Origin of the sequence: Microcystis sp. LE19-41.2A (genome assembly GCF_027530405.1) — a bacterium.
Taxonomy (GTDB): Bacteria; Cyanobacteriota; Cyanobacteriia; order Cyanobacteriales; family Microcystaceae; genus Microcystis; species Microcystis aeruginosa.
Genome location: NZ_JAPZQJ010000515.1, coordinates 1 through 20,162, shown reverse-complemented (window position 1 = coordinate 20,162; position 20,162 = coordinate 1). Strand labels below are relative to the sequence as shown.

At 42.4% G+C, this 20,162-nt stretch carries 18 protein-coding genes and 2 pseudogenes; 11 read left to right on the top strand and 9 right to left on the bottom strand.

Annotated features, from left to right (window positions below):
- Positions 1 to 120: 120 nt before the first annotated feature.
- A pseudogene (gene miaE, locus O9290_RS21835) lies at positions 121 to 270 on the bottom strand (tRNA isopentenyl-2-thiomethyl-A-37 hydroxylase MiaE); the annotation flags it as partial.
- Between the two features lie 28 nt (positions 271 to 298).
- Complete coding sequence (locus tag O9290_RS21830) at positions 299 to 820, bottom strand: DUF3122 domain-containing protein (protein ID WP_287733229.1); 522 nt, start codon at positions 818 to 820, stop codon at positions 299 to 301.
- Between the two features lie 372 nt (positions 821 to 1,192).
- On the opposite strand from O9290_RS21830, the gene glyS reads away from it, so the two are divergent.
- From glyS to O9290_RS21795, 7 genes are all read left to right on the top strand, one after another.
- Positions 1,193 to 3,325 (top strand): glycine--tRNA ligase subunit beta, encoded by a 2,133-nt coding sequence (gene glyS / locus O9290_RS21825; protein WP_288056096.1) that lies wholly within the window; start codon positions 1,193 to 1,195, stop codon positions 3,323 to 3,325.
- A 227-nt stretch (positions 3,326 to 3,552) separates the two neighbouring features.
- Positions 3,553 to 3,942 carry a hypothetical protein gene (locus O9290_RS21820; protein WP_288056104.1) on the top strand — a complete coding sequence of 130 codons (390 nt, stop codon included), beginning with the start codon at positions 3,553 to 3,555 and terminating at the stop codon, positions 3,940 to 3,942.
- An 83-nt stretch (positions 3,943 to 4,025) separates the two neighbouring features.
- Positions 4,026 to 5,099 (top strand): magnesium chelatase ATPase subunit I, encoded by a 1,074-nt coding sequence (gene bchI / locus O9290_RS21815; RefSeq protein ID WP_002760148.1) that lies wholly within the window; start codon positions 4,026 to 4,028, stop codon positions 5,097 to 5,099.
- Between the two features lie 70 nt (positions 5,100 to 5,169).
- Positions 5,170 to 6,594, top strand: a complete 1,425-nt coding sequence (locus O9290_RS21810) for an AAA family ATPase (RefSeq protein WP_288056098.1) — start codon at positions 5,170 to 5,172, stop codon at positions 6,592 to 6,594.
- Positions 6,591 to 7,280, top strand: coding sequence for a retron system putative HNH endonuclease (locus O9290_RS21805; RefSeq protein ID WP_072924024.1), 690 nt, complete (start codon positions 6,591 to 6,593; stop codon positions 7,278 to 7,280). The genes O9290_RS21810 and O9290_RS21805 overlap by 4 nt, the downstream gene beginning before the upstream one ends.
- Positions 7,281 to 7,354: 74 nt before the next feature.
- Positions 7,355 to 8,446: a glycosyltransferase family protein gene (locus tag O9290_RS21800; protein ID WP_288056100.1), complete on the top strand. Its 1,092-nt coding sequence runs from the start codon at positions 7,355 to 7,357 to the stop codon at positions 8,444 to 8,446.
- Between the two features lie 121 nt (positions 8,447 to 8,567).
- Positions 8,568 to 10,559: an ABC1 kinase family protein gene (locus O9290_RS21795; protein WP_288087529.1), complete on the top strand. Its 1,992-nt coding sequence runs from the start codon at positions 8,568 to 8,570 to the stop codon at positions 10,557 to 10,559.
- Between the two features lie 122 nt (positions 10,560 to 10,681).
- Here O9290_RS21795 and O9290_RS21790 read toward each other — a convergent pair whose 3' ends face one another.
- A complete protein-coding gene (locus O9290_RS21790) occupies positions 10,682 to 11,986 on the bottom strand; it encodes a cytochrome P450 (protein ID WP_288057308.1) in 1,305 nt (434 codons plus the stop codon).
- Between the two features lie 441 nt (positions 11,987 to 12,427).
- Positions 12,428 to 13,624 (bottom strand): alanine racemase, encoded by a 1,197-nt coding sequence (gene alr, locus O9290_RS21785; RefSeq protein WP_002760163.1) that lies wholly within the window; start codon positions 13,622 to 13,624, stop codon positions 12,428 to 12,430.
- A gap of 168 nt (positions 13,625 to 13,792) precedes the next feature.
- On the opposite strand from alr, the gene tnpB reads away from it, so the two are divergent.
- The 3 genes from tnpB to O9290_RS21770 all read left to right on the top strand — a co-directional run bounded on the left by tnpB (position 13,793) and on the right by O9290_RS21770 (position 16,019).
- Positions 13,793 to 14,974, top strand: a complete 1,182-nt coding sequence (gene tnpB, locus O9290_RS21780; protein WP_002760167.1) for an IS200/IS605 family element RNA-guided endonuclease TnpB — start codon at positions 13,793 to 13,795, stop codon at positions 14,972 to 14,974.
- 360 nt (positions 14,975 to 15,334) lie between these two features.
- Positions 15,335 to 15,610 (top strand): polyhydroxyalkanoate biosynthesis repressor PhaR, encoded by a 276-nt coding sequence (locus tag O9290_RS21775; RefSeq protein WP_084990060.1) that lies wholly within the window; start codon positions 15,335 to 15,337, stop codon positions 15,608 to 15,610.
- A 112-nt stretch (positions 15,611 to 15,722) separates the two neighbouring features.
- A complete protein-coding gene (locus O9290_RS21770; RefSeq protein WP_002760171.1) occupies positions 15,723 to 16,019 on the top strand; it encodes a hypothetical protein in 297 nt (98 codons plus the stop codon).
- A gap of 84 nt (positions 16,020 to 16,103) precedes the next feature.
- Here the strand turns inward: O9290_RS21770 and mnmE are convergent, their stop codons facing one another.
- Positions 16,104 to 17,477, bottom strand: a complete 1,374-nt coding sequence (mnmE, locus tag O9290_RS21765; protein WP_288057306.1) for a tRNA uridine-5-carboxymethylaminomethyl(34) synthesis GTPase MnmE — start codon at positions 17,475 to 17,477, stop codon at positions 16,104 to 16,106.
- A gap of 53 nt (positions 17,478 to 17,530) precedes the next feature.
- Here mnmE and O9290_RS21760 point away from each other — a divergent pair, with 53 nt between their 5' ends.
- Entirely contained in the window at positions 17,531 to 18,064 is a 534-nt protein-coding gene (locus O9290_RS21760) for a DUF2062 domain-containing protein (RefSeq protein ID WP_002760175.1), read from the top strand.
- 461 nt (positions 18,065 to 18,525) lie between these two features.
- On the opposite strand, the gene O9290_RS21755 is transcribed toward O9290_RS21760, so the two are convergent.
- From O9290_RS21755 to O9290_RS21740, 4 genes and pseudogenes are all read right to left on the bottom strand, one after another.
- A complete protein-coding gene (locus tag O9290_RS21755) occupies positions 18,526 to 18,786 on the bottom strand; it encodes a type II toxin-antitoxin system RelE family toxin (RefSeq protein WP_002760177.1) in 261 nt (86 codons plus the stop codon).
- The gene (locus O9290_RS21750) at positions 18,787 to 19,002 is read right to left on the bottom strand and encodes a hypothetical protein (RefSeq protein WP_002760179.1); all 216 of its coding nucleotides are present in this window, start codon (positions 19,000 to 19,002) and stop codon (positions 18,787 to 18,789) included.
- A 290-nt stretch (positions 19,003 to 19,292) separates the two neighbouring features.
- On the bottom strand, positions 19,293 to 19,535 hold the full coding sequence (locus O9290_RS21745) for a hypothetical protein (RefSeq protein WP_002760180.1): 243 nt from the start codon (positions 19,533 to 19,535) through the stop codon (positions 19,293 to 19,295).
- Between the two features lie 226 nt (positions 19,536 to 19,761).
- Positions 19,762 to 19,932, bottom strand: a pseudogene (locus O9290_RS21740) (type II toxin-antitoxin system VapC family toxin); the annotation flags it as partial.
- Positions 19,933 to 20,162: the final 230 nt, after the last annotated feature.

Here is a 20,162-nt window from a genome sequence, read left to right as displayed (position 1 = left end):
GCCAAGCTTTTCTGGTCGGAACCCCCTAAGCCGAGTTTTCAAGGTGCTGCGCCGTCCACTTGGTTTTCGAGACTGGCCTTTTAATTCTAACGTAAAGCCAACCTAGAACGGCGGGGTTTCAGACCCAAAATTTCCGATGAGATTTAAGGCCCCTCCTGCCGCTTTTCGCTCACAATGGGGATGATCGAGCAGAATAATCCCTAAATTATTAATTGCCTGTTCTATCCAATCCTCAGAGGTGGCACTGACTAATAAATTAATCTTTCCCATCGTCGCTGATTCCAATTTGCTGCATCTTTCACCCTAACCCAAAAAGTCGAACATTTGCCGAAAAAAGCAGACTTTGCCATTCTAAAAGTACAGGAATCGGGATGTTAAGATGACGGGGAGCCTCTAGGGGTAGGGAAAGTTCGATCGCTTCAGTAACGGGTAGCTGCGGTAAGATATCCTGCATCTCGTATTGACCGACGTTAGCTGCTGGTGATTTTTCGGCAAAAGCATCCTTAGCCGCTAAAATTTCGCCTTTAGCTGTCGTTATCGTCAATCTTTCTCCATGGAGAAACTCAATCCCTTCAGGAAATCCCACCAAGCGCAAACTCATTTCTAGGGTTTCCCCATCCTTAATTCGTTTGAACAACACCACCTGCCAAGGACTACCTGTATCATCGCGCAAACTATGACGGGATTGATACAACAGCTGCCCCGGCCCTTCTAGCTGTTGTCGAGTTAGAGCTAGTGCAGACAAGGAAAAATCAATCTCAAAGCTGATAAACAGCAAAAAACTCACGAGAACACAAAATAATAATAGAAATCGTTTCATAACTTTATTGACATAACAGATAAAATATGATATAAACTTTGTCCCTTTAGCCAAGCTAATGCAATTGTATCGCCATATATAGCAATTCCCATAGTTGTGAGGTACAGAGTCTTAGGTTTTGAGGAGTCAGGAGTCAGGAGTTAAGATTTTGGTGTACCTCATGAGATTGGGAAACGCTATAGTTATACTAACATAATGTTTAAAAGGGATAGGAGAGTGGGCAGCGCCAGAGCTAGGTCGGGGAAGTTTGAGCATTTGTACTAAAATTTCCAATATGCAGTTTAAATGCAGTACAGCTGAGCAAAAACTAAGGACACGGCTTCTGTGATAGCCTAGATGATCGGTGAAGCATAAACACGGCCAATCAATCAGATGGATTTTTTACTGGAAGTCGGTACAGAAGAACTACCCGCAGATTTTGTCGATAGCGCGATCGCACAATTGCGGGAAAGAGTTAGCAAGAGTTTAGAGACGGAATCTCTGGACGCGACTGCTATTCAAGTTTACGCAACCCCGCGCCGTTTGGCCGTGTTAATCACAGGATTACCGAGGGAGCAAGAAGCTCGCAGCGAGGAGATAAAAGGACCGCCAGTTAGTGCCGCCTACAAAAATGGCCAAATTACCCCCGCTGGTGAGGGTTTTGCTCGAAAACAGGGAGTTAGCACCGCTGCTTTCTCCATTCGTGCCACAGACAAAGGAGAATTTGTCTATATTGAAAAAACGATTCCAGGTCGTCCAACAGCCGAGATTTTAACTGAATTAATTCCCCAATGGATTACCCGTTTGGAAGGAAGACGTTTTATGCGTTGGGGAGATGGAGATTTAAGATTTCCCCGGCCAATTCGTTGGTTATTAACTTTAGTGGATGGGGAAGTTTTACCCCTAGAATTAATTAATGGCTCTACCACTTTAACCAGCGATCGCTTAACTTTTGGTCATCGCATTCTACACCCGCAATCCCTAGCTATTAGTCATCCCCAAGCATATTTAACCAGTTTGCGATCGATTTTTGTGGAAGCGGATCCGCAAGTGCGTCAACAGATAATTACTGATCAGATTAGCACCCTAGCCAAAAAGCTCCAGGGAGTGGCGGAAATTCCCGCAGATTTATTAGCAGAAGTGACTAACTTAGTCGAATATCCCACGGCAATTGTCGGCAAATTTGACGATGAATTTCTGGAATTACCCCCAGAAGTAATTATTACCGTGATGGTGACACACCAGCGTTATTTCCCAGTGAAAACTCCCCAGGGTTTGTCACCCTATTTTATTACTATTTCCAATGGCGATCCCCAGAAATCTGAGATTATTTCCGCGGGAAATGAAAGGGTTATCCGCGCACGGTTAGCTGATGCCAGATTTTTCTATACTGCCGATTGTGATGAACCCTTAGATAGTTTTCTTCCCCAACTGGAAACCGTCACTTTCCAAGAAGAATTGGGAACCATGCGCGATAAAGTCGATCGGATTATGGAAATTGCCCAGATGATTGTCGAACAGTTAAATCTCGATGAACAAAGTCGCAGTGATATAGAGTCCACTGCCATGCTTTGTAAAGCGGATTTAGTTACCCAAATGGTCTATGAATTTCCAGAATTACAGGGAGTAATGGCCGAAAAATATGCTTTAATTAGTGGTGAATCGGCTATAGTTGCCCGGGGCATTTTTGAACATTATCTGCCTCGCAATGCTGGGGATATACTCCCGGAAACAATAACTGGTCAAGTGGTGGGAATTGCCGATCGCTTAGATACTTTAGTCGGTATTTTTGGACTGGGAATGCTGCCCACTGGTTCCTCAGATCCCTTCGCTCTCCGTCGGGCCGCCAATGCAATAATTAGTATTATCTGGTCAGCCAATTTTAATATCAATCTTTTGGCATTAATTGAGCAGATAGCTAAGGATTTTGTTACCTGTCATCCCGATAAACCCAACCCAGCAAATCTGATTAAAGATTTCTTTTTACAACGTCTGCAAACTCTCTTAATTGATGATTTGAGGATAGATTATGATCTCGTTAATGCAGTTTTAGGGGAAAACGATCCAGAGTATAAGTCTCGCGCTTTAGAAAATTTATTAGATACCCGTGAACGCGCCCGCTTTTTATGCCAAATTCGTCAGGATGGTCAGTTAGCCAACATCTATGAAACTGTCAATCGCTCGACCCGTTTAGCACAAAAAGGAGATTTAGATACAACTACCCTAGAAACCAAGGCAATCATCAATACGGAGTTATTTGAACAATCCTCCGAACCAGCATTTTATGACGCTTTAATTGCCCTAATTCCCGAAACTATTAGCGCAAGAGAGCAAAGAGATTATCAGCGTCTTGTCACTGCTTTAACGGCAATTTCTCCCCTGGTGGCTGACTTTTTCGATGGCGAAAATAGTGTGTTAGTCATGGCCGAAAAAGAATCTGTCCGTCGCAATCGTTTAAATCTGTTGGGTTTACTGCGAAATCACGCCCGAGTCCTAGCAGATTTTGGGGCAATTGTCAAGGGATAATTCAGTTATCAGTTATCAGTTATCAGTTATCAGTTATCAGTTATCAGTTATCAGATTTGAGTTTTCAGTGGACAGTGGTAATCAGTGAGCAGTTGTCAATAGACTACCTTTATTGATTCTCCCCATCACCCCATCACCCCATTTCCCCATCACCCCACACCCTACACCCTACACCCTACACCCCATCACCCCACACCTCCACTGATTAATGCACAATGTTCACTGAAATGGCCGATTCTGAACTACAGCAACAAGTCCAAAGATTACATCGACTGACGGTATGGGGTCGTTGGTTATTCGTGTTGGGTTGTTGGTTAGGGATTGGTTCGGCGAGTTTATGGGTTTTATGGGATGATATAGCTTTAATGCGGCAATATTTTACTTGGACAGCCCTTAGATACGCTTTAGCTTTCAATTACTGGCCTTCTATCGGTCTAGCCTTTTGTTTTGCCATGACAGGAGCAGTGTTAGTCTGGCAAAGTCGCAACATTATTTTAGGACTTTCCCCCAGAGAAAAACTGCGCTTAGAGCAACGGGTGCAGAAAATTCGGGCCGAAGGGTCGCGTCATCCCCTCTGGCGCTGGATCTTAAAAAGCAGGGAAAAAGACTTACAATGATAAAGCTTTGCTGAAAGCTGACGGCTAGAATTCCCACTAGATATAATTCTTTACTCAAAAACTCTTGACTTTTGAATCCACCTATGACCGTGACTCCCCAAGCTCCTCCGAAAACTCGCCGCGTGGTTTTTCCCTTCACCGCTATTGTCGGCCAGGAAGAAATGAAATTATCCCTAATGCTCAACGTCATCGACCCCAAAATTGGCGGGGTGATGATTATGGGGGATCGAGGTACGGGAAAATCGACCACAATTAGGGCTTTAGCCGACCTTTTACCGGAAATTGACGTAGTTGCTAACGATCCCTTTAATTCTGACCCCAATGATCCCGATTTAATGAGCGATGAGGTGCGGCAAAAGGTGGACGAGGCCATCCCGTTGACCATTGCCAAGAAAAAAGTCACTATGGTAGATTTGCCCCTCGGTGCGACGGAGGATCGGGTCTGTGGCACAATTGACATCGAAAAGGCCCTGTCAGAAGGGGTAAAAGCTTTTGAACCTGGTTTGCTGGCCAAAGCTAACCGCGGCATTCTCTATGTGGATGAAGTCAATTTACTTGACGATCACCTCGTCGATGTGCTATTAGATTCGGCCGCTAGTGGTTGGAATACGGTGGAACGGGAAGGAATTTCCATCCGTCACCCGGCCCGGTTTGTTTTGGTGGGATCGGGCAACCCAGAAGAGGGAGAATTGCGCCCACAACTGCTCGATCGCTTTGGAATGCACGCCGAGATTCACACCGTCAAAGAACCACCTCTACGGGTCAAAATCGTGGAACAGCGTGCGGAATTTGATGGCAATCCCCTCTCGTTTTTAGAGAAATACAACTTAGAACAGGAAGAACTGCAAAGAAAGCTAGTGGAGGCCCAAAATCTTTTGCCTTCCGTGGAGCTTGATTATGATCTGCGGGTGAAAATTTCCGAGGTTTGTTCCGAGTTGGACGTGGATGGATTGCGCGGCGATATCGTTACCAATCGCGCCGCTAAAGCTCTGGCCGCTTTGGAAGGACGGACAACTGTGACGGTAGATGATATCCGTCGGGTAATTGTTCTCTGTTTACGTCACCGTTTGCGGAAAGATCCGCTAGAATCGATCGATTCTGGTTATAAAGTCTTGAAAGCTTTTAATCGCGTCTTTGGATTAGAAGAAAATTCCTAAATCTAATTCACCCTCTCCCCGAAGAGAGGGTTTTTGACTGGATTTAGAGATGAAGGCCAAAAAGGGCTAGATGTGGCCGAATAAGCTAGAATTTTATCGATCGCTGTTATTCTCTGGGGGAATGTCCATGTGGGTTGAAAGTATAAAACTCGAAAACATTAAATGCTTCCAGAATCAAGAGATTAAATTTATTAGTAATCCCAATAATCAACGTCATTGGCGCGCTAAACCTTATCATTGGATCACTTTATTGGGAGAAAATGGAGTAGGAAAAAGCACGATTTTACAGGCTTTGGCTTTGCTGCTCGCAGGACCAGAAGCAGCCAAAGAATTATTACCACGTCCGACCGGTTGGATATGTAATCCTAAAACACCGGGTAAATTAACCGCAGTGCTTCATCAAGAAGATGGAGATGCGGGAAAATTTGGTACGGATAAAACTCGAAAAACTTTTGCTTATTCCTATTTTGTTACAGGCAAGGAAAGGTTAGAGTTAGGAGGCAGTAAGGACAAACAAACCTATACAGAACCAGCATTAATCGAAGAAAATAGCAAAATTTTGGGTTGGTTGCGAGCCAATGCTTTTGCCTCCGATAATCATGGTTGGTTTGCCGTCGGTTATGGAGCTTTCCGTCGTTTGACACGAGTGAGTCAAGTGATCATTCCTAGTCTTGAACCTCCGAAACGCTCTAGCAACTTTTTCAGCCAATTTAATGAGGATACATCTTTAAGTTCTTTTGAGAGATGGATGGTGTATTTAGATTATCGAATAGCCAAAAATCCTGAAGATAGTCAAGCCAAACAAATGAAAAAAATCGGCGAAGAAGCAATTACTAAACTGTTACCCGGTAATGTAGAAATTGCTGAAGTAACTGCCGATGCCTTGATTCAGTTTCTAGTTAACGGTCAAAAAGTTCCAACCATTAGTTTATCCGATGGTTTTCGGAGTATGATTGCTTTAGCCGGAGATTTAATTTGGCGATTATTACAATCCTTCCCCAATCTAGATAACCCCACAGAGGCTTCTGGAGTCGTCTTAATCGATGAGTTAGATATTCATTTACATCCTTCTTGGCAAAGGGAAATTGCTGGATGGTTACAGGAAGTTTTTCCCAAGCTTCAATTCTTTGTCGCTACTCATAGTCCTTTAATCGCTGCCGGTGCAGGGCCAAATTCTTTAACCCTACGAATCGATCTGGTAGAGGGTGAATCAGAGATTGTAGAAATTCCTTATAAAGAATTAGCGGCTAATGTTGATCGTACTTTAACAAGTTCTGCTTTTGGTTTGAAATCAACCTTTCCCACTGAGACAGAAAATAAAATTAAGCGTTACCACCAACTAAATCGTAAAAATAAAAATCTGGCAGCAGAAGAAAAGGAAGAATATGAACAACTGTCATTATTTGTTGGAGAAGTTAAACCCTTTGGCGAAATTAGTCAACCTAATAGTTTAGAATCCCGAATTGATGCCTTACTAGAGGAGCGTTTATCTTGATTCCTGTCACCAGAATATCAGAGCCACCCGTATTAGCTAAAAATGCCGCTCGTTGGCTAGAGGCTTTAGAATCAATAAAATCAAACAACAAGGCAACTAAAGCTCAAATTAACCAAGCACAAAATAAATACAGTCATCCGCAAGTTAAAGACGCATTAGTTAAAATGTTTAATGGGAAATGCGCTTACTGTGAAAGTAAGATTACAGTGGTAACTTACGGAGCGATCGAACATTTTTATCCAAAAAGCCAGTATCCTGATCTGACTTTTACTTGGGAGAATTTACTGCTTTCTTGTGATAAATGTAATGATGCCAATCACAAAGGCACAAATTTTCCTCTCGATGATATCACAGGAAATCCTCTGTTAATAGACCCCACGGATGGAGTAACCGATCCGAATACACATCTTGAATTTGTTTGGGATGAAATGGCAAAATTGGCCAGTGTTTATGGTCGGGATCGACGTGGTCAAATTGTTGAAGATTTGTTCGATCTCAATGGTATGCGTGGACGAAAAGAATTAATTAACTATCGTAGTCAATATATTAAAAGATTGTTAGCATTATTACGTTTAGCAAAACAAGGAGACTCGGAGGCTTTATCTTTACTGCAAGAAGCTTGTCAATCGGGAGCGGAATATTATGCTTTTGCTAGTATTTATATCCTGCCTCATTTGCCTCCCTAAAATTAAGGGTAATTATTATCTACGGTCTGAAAAACAAAATTTATCGCTTATTATTCTCACCTTACTTGCTATTTATGTCTCGTCCTGTTGTTTATTTTGCCGTTACTAATCATGGTTTTGGCCATGCTGTCCGCAGTGCTTCGGTGGTAGCTAATATTATTGAACTTAATCCCGAAATTTTGCCGATATTAGTCACCACTGCTCCGCGCTGGTTATTAGATTCCTATATATCCGGAGAATATATTCAAAGACCCCGGGGGTTTGATGTGGGGGTAATCCAATCGGATAGTTTAACGATGGATAAATTAGCTACCAAAGAAAAATTAGAACAAATAATTGCTCAATCAAGGGCAATTATTGCCAGTGAAGTTAATTTTATTAAAACTAATCGTGTAGGTTTAGTTGTGGCCGATTTACCGCCTTTAGCGGCACTAATTGCCAAAAGTGCGGGGCTTCCTTGTTGGATGATTGGTAACTTTGGCTGGGATTTTATCTATCGTGATTGGGGTGAAGAATTCGCCAGTATTAGTGATTGGATTAGTCGTTGTTATAATCAATGTGATCGCTTATTTAAACTGCCTTTAGCAGAAGCGATGACAGCATTTCCTCACATTACAGAAGCAAATTTAACCGGGGGTACACCCCGCTACAGTGAAGAAGAATTGCGACAGGAATTTAAGCTAAATGCCCCTAAAGAAAAAACTATTTTATTGAGTTTTGGGGGGTTAGGATTAGAAGCAATTCCCTATAATAACCTCGCCAGTTTTCCCGATTGGCAATTTATCACTTTTGAAAAAAACGCGCCCAAACTGCCCAATTTAGTCCGCTTACAGGATAAACCAGATCGGAGCTATCGTCCCGTGGATTTTATGCCCCTGTGCGATCGAATTATTTCCAAACCGGGATATAGTACCTTTGCCGAGGCTTTAAAATTAGAGGTGCCGATTGTTTCCCTAATGCGAGAAGGTTTCGCCGAATCAGCGATTTTATTGGCTGGAATCCAAGATTATAGTGATCATCAAATTATTAGCAGTGAAGAATTTTTTCAAGGTAATTGGGACTTTTTACGCCAAGCTCCCCAACCGCCCAGATTAAAGGTTAAACTGCCTAAAGATGGTGCAGAATCGATAGCGAGAGCTATTGTAGAATACTTTGAGAGGCAATAACCCTCCCGGGGAAAGTTGACGGCGAACCTGAGCAGAGAACTAGGGAGACAGAAACAAGATCGGGCAGAAAGCCGATACTTGTTACAATAGTTTACAAATCACCCTGCCCCGCCACCGAACTATGTCCGAACAGATGATCTCCCCAGAGACGCAAAACCCAGAAGCGATTACCGTTGAAGTGCAGCCCGTCCATATTCCCGAAGAGCATCGGGAAGATATTGGCCCCATGGATGACAACGTAGCCGAGAGTTGGCGCTACAATCCCCAAGTTATTAACGACTATTACCGTCGGCGACCTCTAGACGTTTTGGGGAGATTAATCGAAATTGCCCTACCGGTTTTATCTTTTCTCATCGGTATCTGGTGGGATAAACTGCGGGGAAAATCGCCGAAAAATGAAATTAGACGGGCCGTACAATTGCGGGAAATGTTGACCAAATTGGGACCGACCTATATTAAAATCGGTCAAGCTCTCTCTACCCGGCCTGATTTAGTACCGCCTTTATATTTAGAAGAATTAACCACTCTCCAGGATCAAATTCCCTCTTTTCCTAACGACATTGCCTATCGTTTTATCGAGGAAGAATTAGGTTATTGTCCCGAAGAAATTTATGCAGAATTATCCCCCAATCCCATAGCGGCAGCTTCCCTAGGACAAGTTTACAAAGGTAAATTAAAAACCGGAGAGAGAGTCGCCGTTAAAGTACAGCGTCCCGATTTGATTCGCTGTATAACTTTAGATGTGTATATCATGCGTAGTTTGGCGACTTGGGTGAAAGGTAATATTAAAAGACTTCGCTCCGATTTAGTGGCAATTACCGACGAATTAGCCAGTCGCATTTTTGAAGAAATTAATTATCTTCACGAAGGACAAAACGCCGAAAAATTCGCTCAACTTTATGGTCACATTGCCGAAATTTACATCCCCAAAATCTACTGGAAATATACCGGGAGACGGGTTTTAACCATGGAGTGGGTGGACGGCACAAAATTAACTAATATCAAAGAAATTCAAGCCCAGGGTATTGATGCCACCCACTTAGTTAATGTGGGGGTGCAGTGTTCTTTGCGTCAATTACTTGAACACGGATTTTTCCATGCGGATCCCCATCCGGGTAATTTATTAGCGACTCCCGACGGTAAATTAGCTTATCTTGATTTCGGCATGATGAGCAATATTGAACCCTATCAACGCTACGGTTTAATCGAAGCGGTGGTGCATTTAGTCAACCGAGATTTTGAGTCTTTGGCCAAGGATTACGTTAAGTTAGACTTCCTGTCACCAACTACCAATTTAGAGCCAATTGTTCCCGCTTTTTCGGAAGTTTTCGGTAATGCTTTAGGGGCGAGTGTGGCAGAATTAAACTTTAAAAGTATCACCGATAAAATGTCGGCGATGATGTATGAGTTTCCCTTTCGAGTTCCTGCCTATTATGCCCTGATTATTCGCTCGATGGTGACTTTAGAGGGAATAGCAATTGGCATCGATCCTAATTTTAAGGTACTGAGTAAAGCCTATCCTTACATTGCTAAACGTCTGCTCACCGATCCTTCCACGGAGTTGCGAGATTCCCTGCGGGATTTATTGTTTAAAGACGGTACTTTTCGCTGGAATCGTTTAGAAAATCTCTTGCGTAATGCTAAAGATTCTAATGATTTTAACTTCGAGAAAGTCACCGAACAAGCGTTAGATTTTCTCCTTTCAGATAGGGGTATATTTATCCGCGAAAAATTAGTGAATGAGTTAGTCAATGCGCTAGATAACTTCGGTCGTCGCACTTGGTTTAATCTCACGGTTAATTTCCGGCAACAGGTGGGTTTAGCGGTGCAAGAAACTCCCCCAGAATTGTTGGGTGATGCTAAGAGTTTTGAGCATCTTCGCAACATCTTTAGTATTTTACAGGAAACGAAAGGATTCGATGCCATGGCTATGGTGCCAGTGATGACTAAACTAATCGCTAAACCGGAAACCCAACAGATGGGACAAAAAATTGCTGAAGGTTTGCTACAAAAATCCCTAGCGCGTTTAATTCGTTACCTAGTTCTCGAATTTGATAGACCAAATCATCAGCAAAATGGAGAATTATCGAAAGCTTTACCCGCTGCCGATTAACCTCTGTCAGTTCCACCGACTGCTCAAAATCTGAGCATTTCCGACAATAAAGGCCGTGAAATAAATTTCACGGCTACGAGAAAAACGCTAAACTGTTTTTAAAGTTTTTTTATCCTAACTGGTTAACGGGGTTTAAAGGTGACTTGTAAACCGTCGCGAGGATGGGGAGTGGGGATAGTGGTGAGGGTGAGATCTTGATTAGGGAGTAATTGCCAATCGTATTTTTCTACTAAACGGACGGCTAAAATTTTCATCTCTAAACGAGCGAATTCCTTGCCGATACATTCGCGCAATCCCGCACCAAAGGGGATATATCCGTAGGGTTTTTCTTCGGCTAAAAAGCGATCGGGATCGAAGGTTTCAGGACGAGAATAAATATTATTATCTTTATGGGTATTGGTGATTTGATACTGCACTACCCATCCTTTCGGCAAATGATAACCGTTAAATTGACAGTCTTCTACTACCCGACGGAATCCTCCTCCCACGGGGGGAGTAAAACGTAAAACTTCTTTTAAAACGCGATCTAAATAGGTCATCTGTTTGAGGGTATCAACGCTTAAAGGAGTAGATAGATCAAAATTAGTTATTTCCTCGAGGACAAGCTGAAAAATATCGGGATGCAGTGCCATTTGTAGGCAGAAAGTGGCGATAGCGGAGGTTAAAGTTTCATGACCGGCAAAGAGTAATAATAGCACTTGATCCTTTAATTCCGCTAAGGATAAACTTTCACCGTTTTCGTCTTTAGCTTGTAAAAGGATAGCCAGAGCATCCTGGCCTAAGTCATCATTTTTTTGTCTTTCTAAAATGATAGTCTCGATCGCTTGTAGTAATTCTTCTCGACAGCGTAATGCTTTGCCGAAAGCTGTCCAGGGAAGGGGAATGGGAAGGGTAAATAGTCCCGCACACCAAGTATCAAAAGCTTCTCCTAATTTGGTAGCAGAACCATCGTCAAGACCGACAAATAATTTACAGGCGATATCGAGGGTATAGTTTCTTAATTCAGGATACCATGACAGGGTTTTTGCGGTTTGCCAACGCTCTAAATAGCGAGCGGTAATTGTTTCTACCGTAGGGATATAACTTGCTAGGGACCGGGGTTGAAAAGCTTGATAGATTAAGCGACGACGGGAAGCGTGGACATCTCCTGTATGCACCGCTAAAGATGCGCTGCCGAGGAGAGTTGTGGTACTTTTAGGCCAAGTTGCCGCAAAGTATTTATTCTCGTTGCTGAGGAGAAACCGGTTAGCTTCGGCACCGGATAAAATAATCGTGGGACTGCCAAAAATATGAGTACGGAAAAGTTGACCATATTTATTATGACGTTTACTGGCAAAATCCCCATCGGTCAAAAAAGCGATTGTTTCTCCTAATAGGGGTAATCCGAAACTGCCGGGGGGTAGGGGTAAATCTTTGCTTATAGTCATCGCTGCCTCTAGGGTAAAACTAATCAGTTGCCGTCGATTAACCCTGTTTATTCTAACCTAAAGCACCGGAGAATTCATCCCCTAATCTAGCCTGACAATTAGCGATCGCACTTGACCAAGGCAAGTATCTAGGCAAAATTAATTACACATCTCACCAGTCAGTTAACAATAAGAATTGCCGCCAATTGACATTTTTTAAGATCACCGCCATAATTAGGGCTTGCTCAATAAATGTGAAAACCTTGTTGGGTAAGACTTTTAGACTTTTTGGTTTCCAAAAAGTACCAGATATGGGAGTGATCGGTTGGAAAATTCCTGGACTTTTTCCCTGAAAATTAGGTAATTGACCAGATGAAAATCGCTAAAACCCTACACCCTACACCCTACACCCTACACCCTACACCCCGCCCCCACCGAAAAACTTTTTGCCGCAAACCCTAATTAGCCATTGCTAATAGTAATTCGCGGCAAACGATGCTTAAAACCGCAGAGAATTTCCCAGGATATCGTACCTAAATCCCGCGCCCAATCGTCGGCGGTGATGCACTGTGGGCCATCTTTACCGATAAGTGTGACGATTTCCCCTGTTTTTACCTCTGGAATCTCGCTCACGTCAATCATTAACTGATCCATGGTTATTGCGCCGATTTGGGGTACTAAACGTCCTCTCAGGGATACTTTTAAACGATTGGAGAGATTGCGGGGAATTCCATCAGCGTAACCGATACCGACCACAGCAATACGAGTATCTTTTGCCGCTATGTACTGATGACCATAACTCACTCCGGAGCCGGCGGCAATGGTTTTGACTTGGGCAATGCGCGCTTTTACTTGCAGGACGGGTTGCAAAGGGACTTTATCGGTGAGATGATCGGCGGGATAAAGACCGTAGAGAGCTAATCCGACTCTAACTCGATCGTAGTGCAGAGATCGATCGCTTAGGGTAGCGGCAGAGTTGGCTAAATGCAGACAGGGAGGATGATAACCTTTTGATCTTAACTCGGCGATCGCTTGTTGGAATCTTTGCCGTTGTAACTGCATCATCTCGGGATTGGGATCGTCAGCCGTGGCAAAATGGGAGTATATACTGGCAATTTTTAGGTTAGGAGCCTCTAAAACCTGTTCGACGAATTTTGTGCCGTTTTGCCATTGTGTACCTAAGCGACACATCCCCGTATCTAGTTTGATATGAACCGGCAGCCGCTGTTCTAAGCGTCTCATAACGGTGGCAAAAATTTGCACCTGTTCGATTTGCACCAGGGTGGGTTGCAATTGCCAATGGGCTAAGGCTGCCACTTCTTCCAGGGTGTTCACTGCCCCTAAAATCATAATTGGGGCAACGATTCCCGCTTCCCGTAGTTCGATACCTTCACCGATAGTCGCGATGGCTAAAGACTGCGCTCCGGCTTCTAAAACGCTGTTAGCCACCTTAACTGCCCCGTGTCCGTAAGCATCGGCTTTAATTACCGCCATTAATTCCGTTTTTGGGGCTAATAAGGCCTTGACTTTTCGCACGTTTTGTTGTAAGGCCGAGCGATCAATCTCTACCCAAGCACGATAGCGAATTGCTTCCGACAATTGATAATCATGACGGTTTTTGGGCGGATTGATAATTTTTGGTTCGATGCTAAACACCACTCGCTCACTCCTTTGCACACATAACCCAATTTATCACAGATGTCGGGGTGAAGACCCTCGTACTGACAGGATGAAACCCCGACCAATATAAAACAGCGAAGCACGATTAAATCCTTGACAGTTTAGCCTTGCATAGCTTACCATAGTAAATATAGTCTGGTAAATAAGATGTTAAAAGCGTTTAAGTACAGAATCTATCCGACCAGTGAGCAATCAGTTTTGCTCGCCAAGTCGTTTGGCTGTGCTAGATGGTTTTACAATTACGCTCTAAACTTGACATCCGAAACTTACAAGCAAACTGGAAAAGGATTAAGCAGAGACGAAATAATTAAGCTGCTGCCTTCCTTAAAAAAAGAGCATGAGTGGTTAAGCGAAGTACCATCGCAGGTATTACAACAAGCTGCTTTAAATCTTTCTAGTGCTTTCCTTAACTTTTTTGAAGGTAGAGCTAAATATCCTAACTTCAAGAAAAAGCAAAATAGGCAGTCGATTAGATTTCCTCAACACTGTAAGTTAAAAGATGATGTTCTGGTATTGCCTAAAATTGGTGAAGTCTCTTGCCAAGTTTCACGGCAACCAGAGGGAAACTTAAAGTCTGTTACGGTTTCAGTTAATCCATCAGGAGAATATTTCGCATCTTGTCTCTATGATGATGGTCAGGATTTACCCCAAAAATCATCAGAAGGAAAAGCTGTCGGGATAGACGTTGGACTAACCCATTTTGCTATTACATCAGATGGGACTAAACACGGGAATCCTCAATACTATCGTAAGTACGAACAAAGATTAGCGAGGAGACAAAAGAAACTAAGCCGCCAGCAAAAAGGCTCTAAGAATCGAAATAAAGCTAGAGTTAAAGTTGCTAAAGTTCACTCTAAAATCGTTCGTTGTCGTGAAGATTTTCTGCACAAACTAAGTCGTAAATTAGTTGACAAAAACCAAGTCATAGTGGTAGAAAATCTGGCAGTCAGAAACCTGGTCAAAAACCCTAAACTAGCAAAATCAATTAGTGATGCTGGTTGGGGTCAATTCTGTACTATGTTAAAATACAAGGCTGAATGGGAAGGAAAAATATATATAGAAGTAGATAGATTCTTTCCTAGCTCTAAGACTTGTAGTAACTGTTTAAATCCTGTTGATAGTTTGAGTTTAGATATTCGTAGTTGGCAATGTCCTAAGTGTGGAGAAACCCACGATAGAGACATCAATGCCGCTAAGAATATTCGAGATGAAGGTTTACGAATTTTGGCGGTAGGGCATACCGCTACTGCTTCTGGAGGGAGAGTAAGACCAAGTAAAGGCACTGCTTTTGCAAGGCATCTCCCCGTGAATGAAGAATCCCTCGCATGAGTGCGATGGGAGTGTCAAACCAAAAGAAAACCGAGAGGGCTAGGAAAGAAGCCGGAAACTCCTCTGGATTTCCTCCTTTTTCCCAGCGGAATCTAGGCTTTAAGATGAATGGGATGTTAGGAAGTTCCCGAAAAAATTTGGGGTTAGGGTTATAAAGGCTCGAAACTAAGTACCTAAAAGCTTTTAGCTTAACCAATTAGGTTTTAGATTCGATCGAGTGACAAGAAAGTAGGGAAGTTTTCACCTAACACTATCTCAGTGGTTGGACAGAAGTGAAGTTAACTGTGGGGTAAGGAATGCCAAAAAGCCTAGACTAAGATAAAATTATATCCAACCGGATGCAGTATAGGAGTTTAGCCAATGTCTAACGAAACTGTTACTTATTCCCTAGAAGCTGTCCTCACAAGGATTGAGGGAAAGATCGATAAGATTGATGAGCGCTTGACAAAAGTAGAAATAGGATTAACCGATCTCAAAGGGGATATTAAAGTGTTAGACGAGAAAATCGAAGGCATCGACAATCGGCTAATATCGGTAGAGGGAACCCAAAAAAATCAGGTCTGGACATTGATTATCCTTTTGGGAAGTGCCATTATTACGGCTGCTTGGAAAGTATTTTTTTCCAGTAATATCTGAGTTCTCTAATTCTCAACAAGACTACAGTTAATCGCTCCTGAAAGAAAATTTTCTTAAAGCCTAGACTAAGATAAAATTATATCCAACCAGATGCAGTATAGGAGTTTAGCCAATGTCTAACGAAACTGTCACTTATTCCCTGGATGTCGTCCTTAAAGAAATTAAAGACAGTATCAAGGAAGTTAGTCAAAAATTCGATAAGATTGATGAACGCTTGACAAAAGTAGAAATAGGAATAGCTGATCTCAAAGGGGATATTAAAGTGTTAGACGGGAAAATCGAAGGCATCGACAATCGGCTAATATCGGTAGAGGGAACCCAAAAAAATCAGGTCTGGACATTGATTATCCTTTTGGGAAGTGCCATTATTACGGCTGGGTGGAAAGTATTTTTTTCCAATAATATCTGATCTCTCTAATCCTTAACAAGACTACAGTTAACCGAACCCAAAAGGATAAAACCTTGTTTCTGTTTGACTGGATTTCCTCATTGCTTATTTACCAATACAAAAACGGCTAAAAATGCGATCAAGTACCGATTCAGTCACTTCTTCGCCGGTAATTTCTCCTAAGGATTGAATGGCAGTACGCAGATCGATCGACCAAAAATCAAAAGGTAAATTTTGGTCAATTGTTTTTTTGACCTGTTGCAAAGCAATTTTCGCCCTAGTTAAAGCGGCCGCTTGTCGTTGATTAATGGCTAAATCCAAATTAGCCGCCTGTAGTTCTTGATTTTGGACAGCATTAATAATAGTTTTTTCTAAGTCTTCAATACCCTGATTTTGGGCGGCCGACAGCTTGACAACTCGCTCAATTTCTGCTGGGTAAATTACCGTTTCGGGATGAGCTAAATCAATTTTATTAATCACTAAAATTAATCGGCGATCGCTGACAGAGCGATAAATTTCCTCGTCTTCCCGGGTCCATCCTGACTCTGCGGAGACGGTTAAGAGAACTAAATCAGCAGACCGGGCCGTTTGACGGGAACGTTCCACCCCAATTTGTTCGACTCGATCGCTGGCCGAGCGAATTCCTGCCGTATCGAGGACTTGTACGGGGATTCCCGCCACAACTAGCTGAGATTCGACAATATCGCGGGTAGTGCCGGGTAAATCGGTGACAATCGCTCGATCGCTCCGACTCCAAGCATTTAACAAACTGGATTTACCCACATTCGGCCGCCCCACGATCGCCACTTTCAGACCACTACGCAGCAATTCCCCGCGCTCGGCGGTGGCCAAAATTAAATTTACTTGACAAAAAACCTGTTCTATGCTATGGAGAATCGCCTCGCAATCCAAGGGCGGTAAATCTTCTTCAAAGTCAATACGGGCCTCAATTTCGGCCAAAATATCGAGACAGGTGGCGCGCAAATGGCGGATCGGTTGAGCGAGTTTCCCCTGTAAACCAGCGAGGGCAAATTGTGCCGCTTGGGGAGAACGCGCCCCAACGAGATCGACGACGCTTTCGGCTTGAGTTAGGTCAATTCTGCCGTTGAGAAAGGCACGGAGGCTAAATTCCCCCGCTTGTGCCAAACGCGCCCCATTTTCTAGACATAACTGTAACACCTGTTGTACGGGCATAATGCCGCCATGACAGTGAAATTCCACCACATCCTCGCGGGTGAAAGAGCGGGGAGCCAACATGAGCAACAGTAAAGCTTCATCGATAATTGCTTGACTTTGGGGATGCCGGATATAACCGTAGAGAATACGATGACTTTGCCATTTTTGACGATTGGGGCTATGGAAAAGCCGACGAGCGATCGCCACTGCCTGACTACCAGATAAACGGACAATACCGATACTACCCTGTTCCGGAACGATCGCCGTAGCGATGGCGGCGATCGTATCCCCTGTGTTTAACATCTCTTAATCACCCCTTGCTAAAATTGAAGTCGGTATCAATTTTGTCAGCATTTATGCCCGAAAATATGCGCTCACGGTCATTAAAAGCGAGAAAAAGCCGCAAATATTCGAGTAATCGCTTACTGCGATTTTTGCGCTATTGGTATATTCGCTTAATGCGATTACAAGGACATCCTAGGGAAATTGCCAGGGGTTTTGCCTTGGGAGTTTTTTCGGGATTTTTCCCGTGGATGGGCCTTCAAATCATCGTCGCTATCTTTTTAGCCACCCTATTTCGCGCCAACAAGATCGCGGCTGCTGCCGGTACTTATATCAGCAATCCCTTGACCGATCTGCCAATTTTCCTGTTTAATTATAAATTAGGAGAGTTTATTCTTGGTCAAAGCGGGCGATCGAATCTGGGCGACATTTTTCAAACTAATCAAAGCTTCACCGAAAAGTTAGCTAGTTCTGGCGGCCAATTTCTTTTGACCCTGTTTTTTGGTTGCTTACTATCAGCGACGGTATTTGCTACTATAACCTATTTTGTTAGCTATCGCCTAGTTCATCAACGGTATCACCGGCGACAAACAGGGAGAAAACGCTGATAAATTGTCACCGTTCAGGGGGGGGGACGAAATCTGGTAATCTAAGGGGCATGGATGAGAAGCACCTACGGTAATCCCATAATAAGTCTAAACTGTGATTTGAATGATTGAATGAATACTATGATTGTGTTGTATTCAGCAAACCTTCATCAATGATCAATCATAGTCCATCCCATAATCCCATAATAAGTCTAAACTGTGATTTGAATGATTGAATGAATACTATGATTGTGTTGTATTCAGCAAGTCTTCATCAATAATCAATCATAGTCCATCCCATAATCACATCAATCACAGTTAAGACGATGGATGTTGCTGTTGTCGCAGCCTTTGTAAGTTTTCCCGAATCTTAACAGTAGTAGGAGGATTCTCCCCTAAAGCTTTCTCAGCAATTGCTAATGATTGTAAATAGAGGAGTTCTGCTTCGGCATACTTTTCCTAAAATTTGCTTGCTATAAATGTTAATCATAAATTTGTCGTCGATGTCCCACAACATCAATCATGATAATTTTTTCAGATAAATCAATTTGATAAATGATGCGATAATTTCCCACTCTGAGTTTATAAAAGCCAGTCCAATCTCCTGTTAATGATTGAGGGGTAATCTGTTCAAAGTTTTGAGCCAACCATTCAATTTTATTGACGATACGTTTTCTGATCTCTGGATCAAGTTTCTCCAAATCTGCTAATGCTTCAGATTCATATTCAACTGAATAACTCATTTATGGTTTTAATCCTAAACGTTGATAAACCTCGGCTGCTGAAATTCCTTTCTTTCCTGCTTCGCGTCTTTGTTTTATTGCTGATAGACGTTGTTTGACTTCTTCTTTAAGAGTTTTTCCTTCATCGGGATCACCAAAGTAAGATTCTAAGGTTTCGTCAATTGTGTTTTCAATTAACGCTTTTAATTCTTCGGAGTTCATGTCTTTGATTTGCATATAGCAATTCCCATAGTTGTGAGGTACAGAGTCTTAGGTTTTGAGGAGTCAGGAGTCAGGAGTCAGGAGTCAGGATTCAGGATTCAGGAGTCAGGATTCGGGATTCAGGAGTTAAGATTTTGGTGTACCTCATGAGATTGGGAAACGCTATAGTTAAATTACCTACTTTAATAAAATAAGGGTAAACCTTTAAGTTTTATAATCTGCAATAATCTTGCGGATTTCACGAATATGTCGGTATTTTTTGGAGAGTTCTCGTACATCTTGCTTAAATCGTCTAGCAAAAAAAATCATTCGGCATCTATTCCTTCCCATAATTCGGAGATTGGTTGAATGTTTCCTGTCATGGCATCTTGCCAACCTTGACGAAAGCATTCTTTAGCAGGTTTTAATACAATATTTTCGTTAGATAGTTTTGTCTGTCTAATTTGAGCATCGAGAAAGTCACGCAGCAGAATTTGTTCACTCAGATCAAGGGTCGTAATTGCTTCTGTAAGGGATTCAATGGTGATTTGCAGTGTAATTTGTGTCATGAGCAGATTGCCTCTTTATGTTTTAGATAATGGGATTTTAATGAGAGATGTGCGTAAAGAACAGTTTAGAAAGGGGAGTTTTTGTTTTTGAGTTGCATTGTTTACATCCCATAATCCCATCAATCACAGTTAAGACGATGGATATTGCTGTTGTCGCATCATTTGTAAACTTTTCCGAATTTGAACAATAGTAGAGTGATTTTTCCTAATAGTCGTTGACTCCATTTTATAGTAGTTCTATTTTTTGAAAAAGAATAATAAAACCTTCTTGGGTAAAGTGCTTGTCATGGGTAAGCACTTCAAAAATATCCATTTGTTGCATAATTACCATTGATATGCAGTCTGTAATGCTATAACCTTTGTCTGACCGTTGTTTATATAATTCAAAACCTAATTGACGTAATTCTGGTGTATAGGAAATAACTTTTATTGTTTTTTCCCGTAGCATTTGCGTACACATCAAGAGTGCTTTCTGTCTCATAATAGTCTGACAGGGGGACAAGCCAGCTGAAAAGCTTATGTAGCATGGAATACAGACACAGACTCCAAAAAAAGATAAGTCATATTTACCATATATGACCTAAATAACGAAAATGATAAGTGAACTATACCAGAAAGTGTTAGAAA

Excerpts from the sequence above, each read along its gene's own strand:
- O9290_RS21775 (WP_084990060.1), top strand. The coding sequence starts at position 15,335 with ATGTCTAACGAAACTGTTACTTATTCCCTAGAAGCTGTCCTCACAAGG.
- O9290_RS21820 (WP_288056104.1), top strand. The coding sequence starts at position 3,553 with ATGGCCGATTCTGAACTACAGCAACAAGTCCAAAGATTACATCGACTG.
- O9290_RS21800 (WP_288056100.1), top strand. The coding sequence starts at position 7,355 with ATGTCTCGTCCTGTTGTTTATTTTGCCGTTACTAATCATGGTTTTGGC.
- tnpB (WP_002760167.1), top strand. The coding sequence starts at position 13,793 with ATGTTAAAAGCGTTTAAGTACAGAATCTATCCGACCAGTGAGCAATCA.
- O9290_RS21790 (WP_288057308.1), bottom strand. The coding sequence starts at position 11,986 with ATGACTATAAGCAAAGATTTACCCCTACCCCCCGGCAGTTTCGGATTA.
- O9290_RS21755 (WP_002760177.1), bottom strand. The coding sequence starts at position 18,786 with ATGAGTTATTCAGTTGAATATGAATCTGAAGCATTAGCAGATTTGGAG.
- O9290_RS21760 (WP_002760175.1), top strand. The coding sequence starts at position 17,531 with ATGCCCGAAAATATGCGCTCACGGTCATTAAAAGCGAGAAAAAGCCGC.
- O9290_RS21810 (WP_288056098.1), top strand. The coding sequence starts at position 5,170 with ATGTGGCCGAATAAGCTAGAATTTTATCGATCGCTGTTATTCTCTGGG.
- O9290_RS21750 (WP_002760179.1), bottom strand. The coding sequence starts at position 19,002 with ATGCAAATCAAAGACATGAACTCCGAAGAATTAAAAGCGTTAATTGAA.
- O9290_RS21795 (WP_288087529.1), top strand. The coding sequence starts at position 8,568 with ATGTCCGAACAGATGATCTCCCCAGAGACGCAAAACCCAGAAGCGATT.
- mnmE (WP_288057306.1), bottom strand. The coding sequence starts at position 17,477 with ATGTTAAACACAGGGGATACGATCGCCGCCATCGCTACGGCGATCGTT.
- O9290_RS21830 (WP_287733229.1), bottom strand. The coding sequence starts at position 820 with ATGAAACGATTTCTATTATTATTTTGTGTTCTCGTGAGTTTTTTGCTG.
- O9290_RS21770 (WP_002760171.1), top strand. The coding sequence starts at position 15,723 with ATGTCTAACGAAACTGTCACTTATTCCCTGGATGTCGTCCTTAAAGAA.
- bchI (WP_002760148.1), top strand. The coding sequence starts at position 4,026 with ATGACCGTGACTCCCCAAGCTCCTCCGAAAACTCGCCGCGTGGTTTTT.
- glyS (WP_288056096.1), top strand. The coding sequence starts at position 1,193 with ATGGATTTTTTACTGGAAGTCGGTACAGAAGAACTACCCGCAGATTTT.
- O9290_RS21745 (WP_002760180.1), bottom strand. The coding sequence starts at position 19,535 with ATGACACAAATTACACTGCAAATCACCATTGAATCCCTTACAGAAGCA.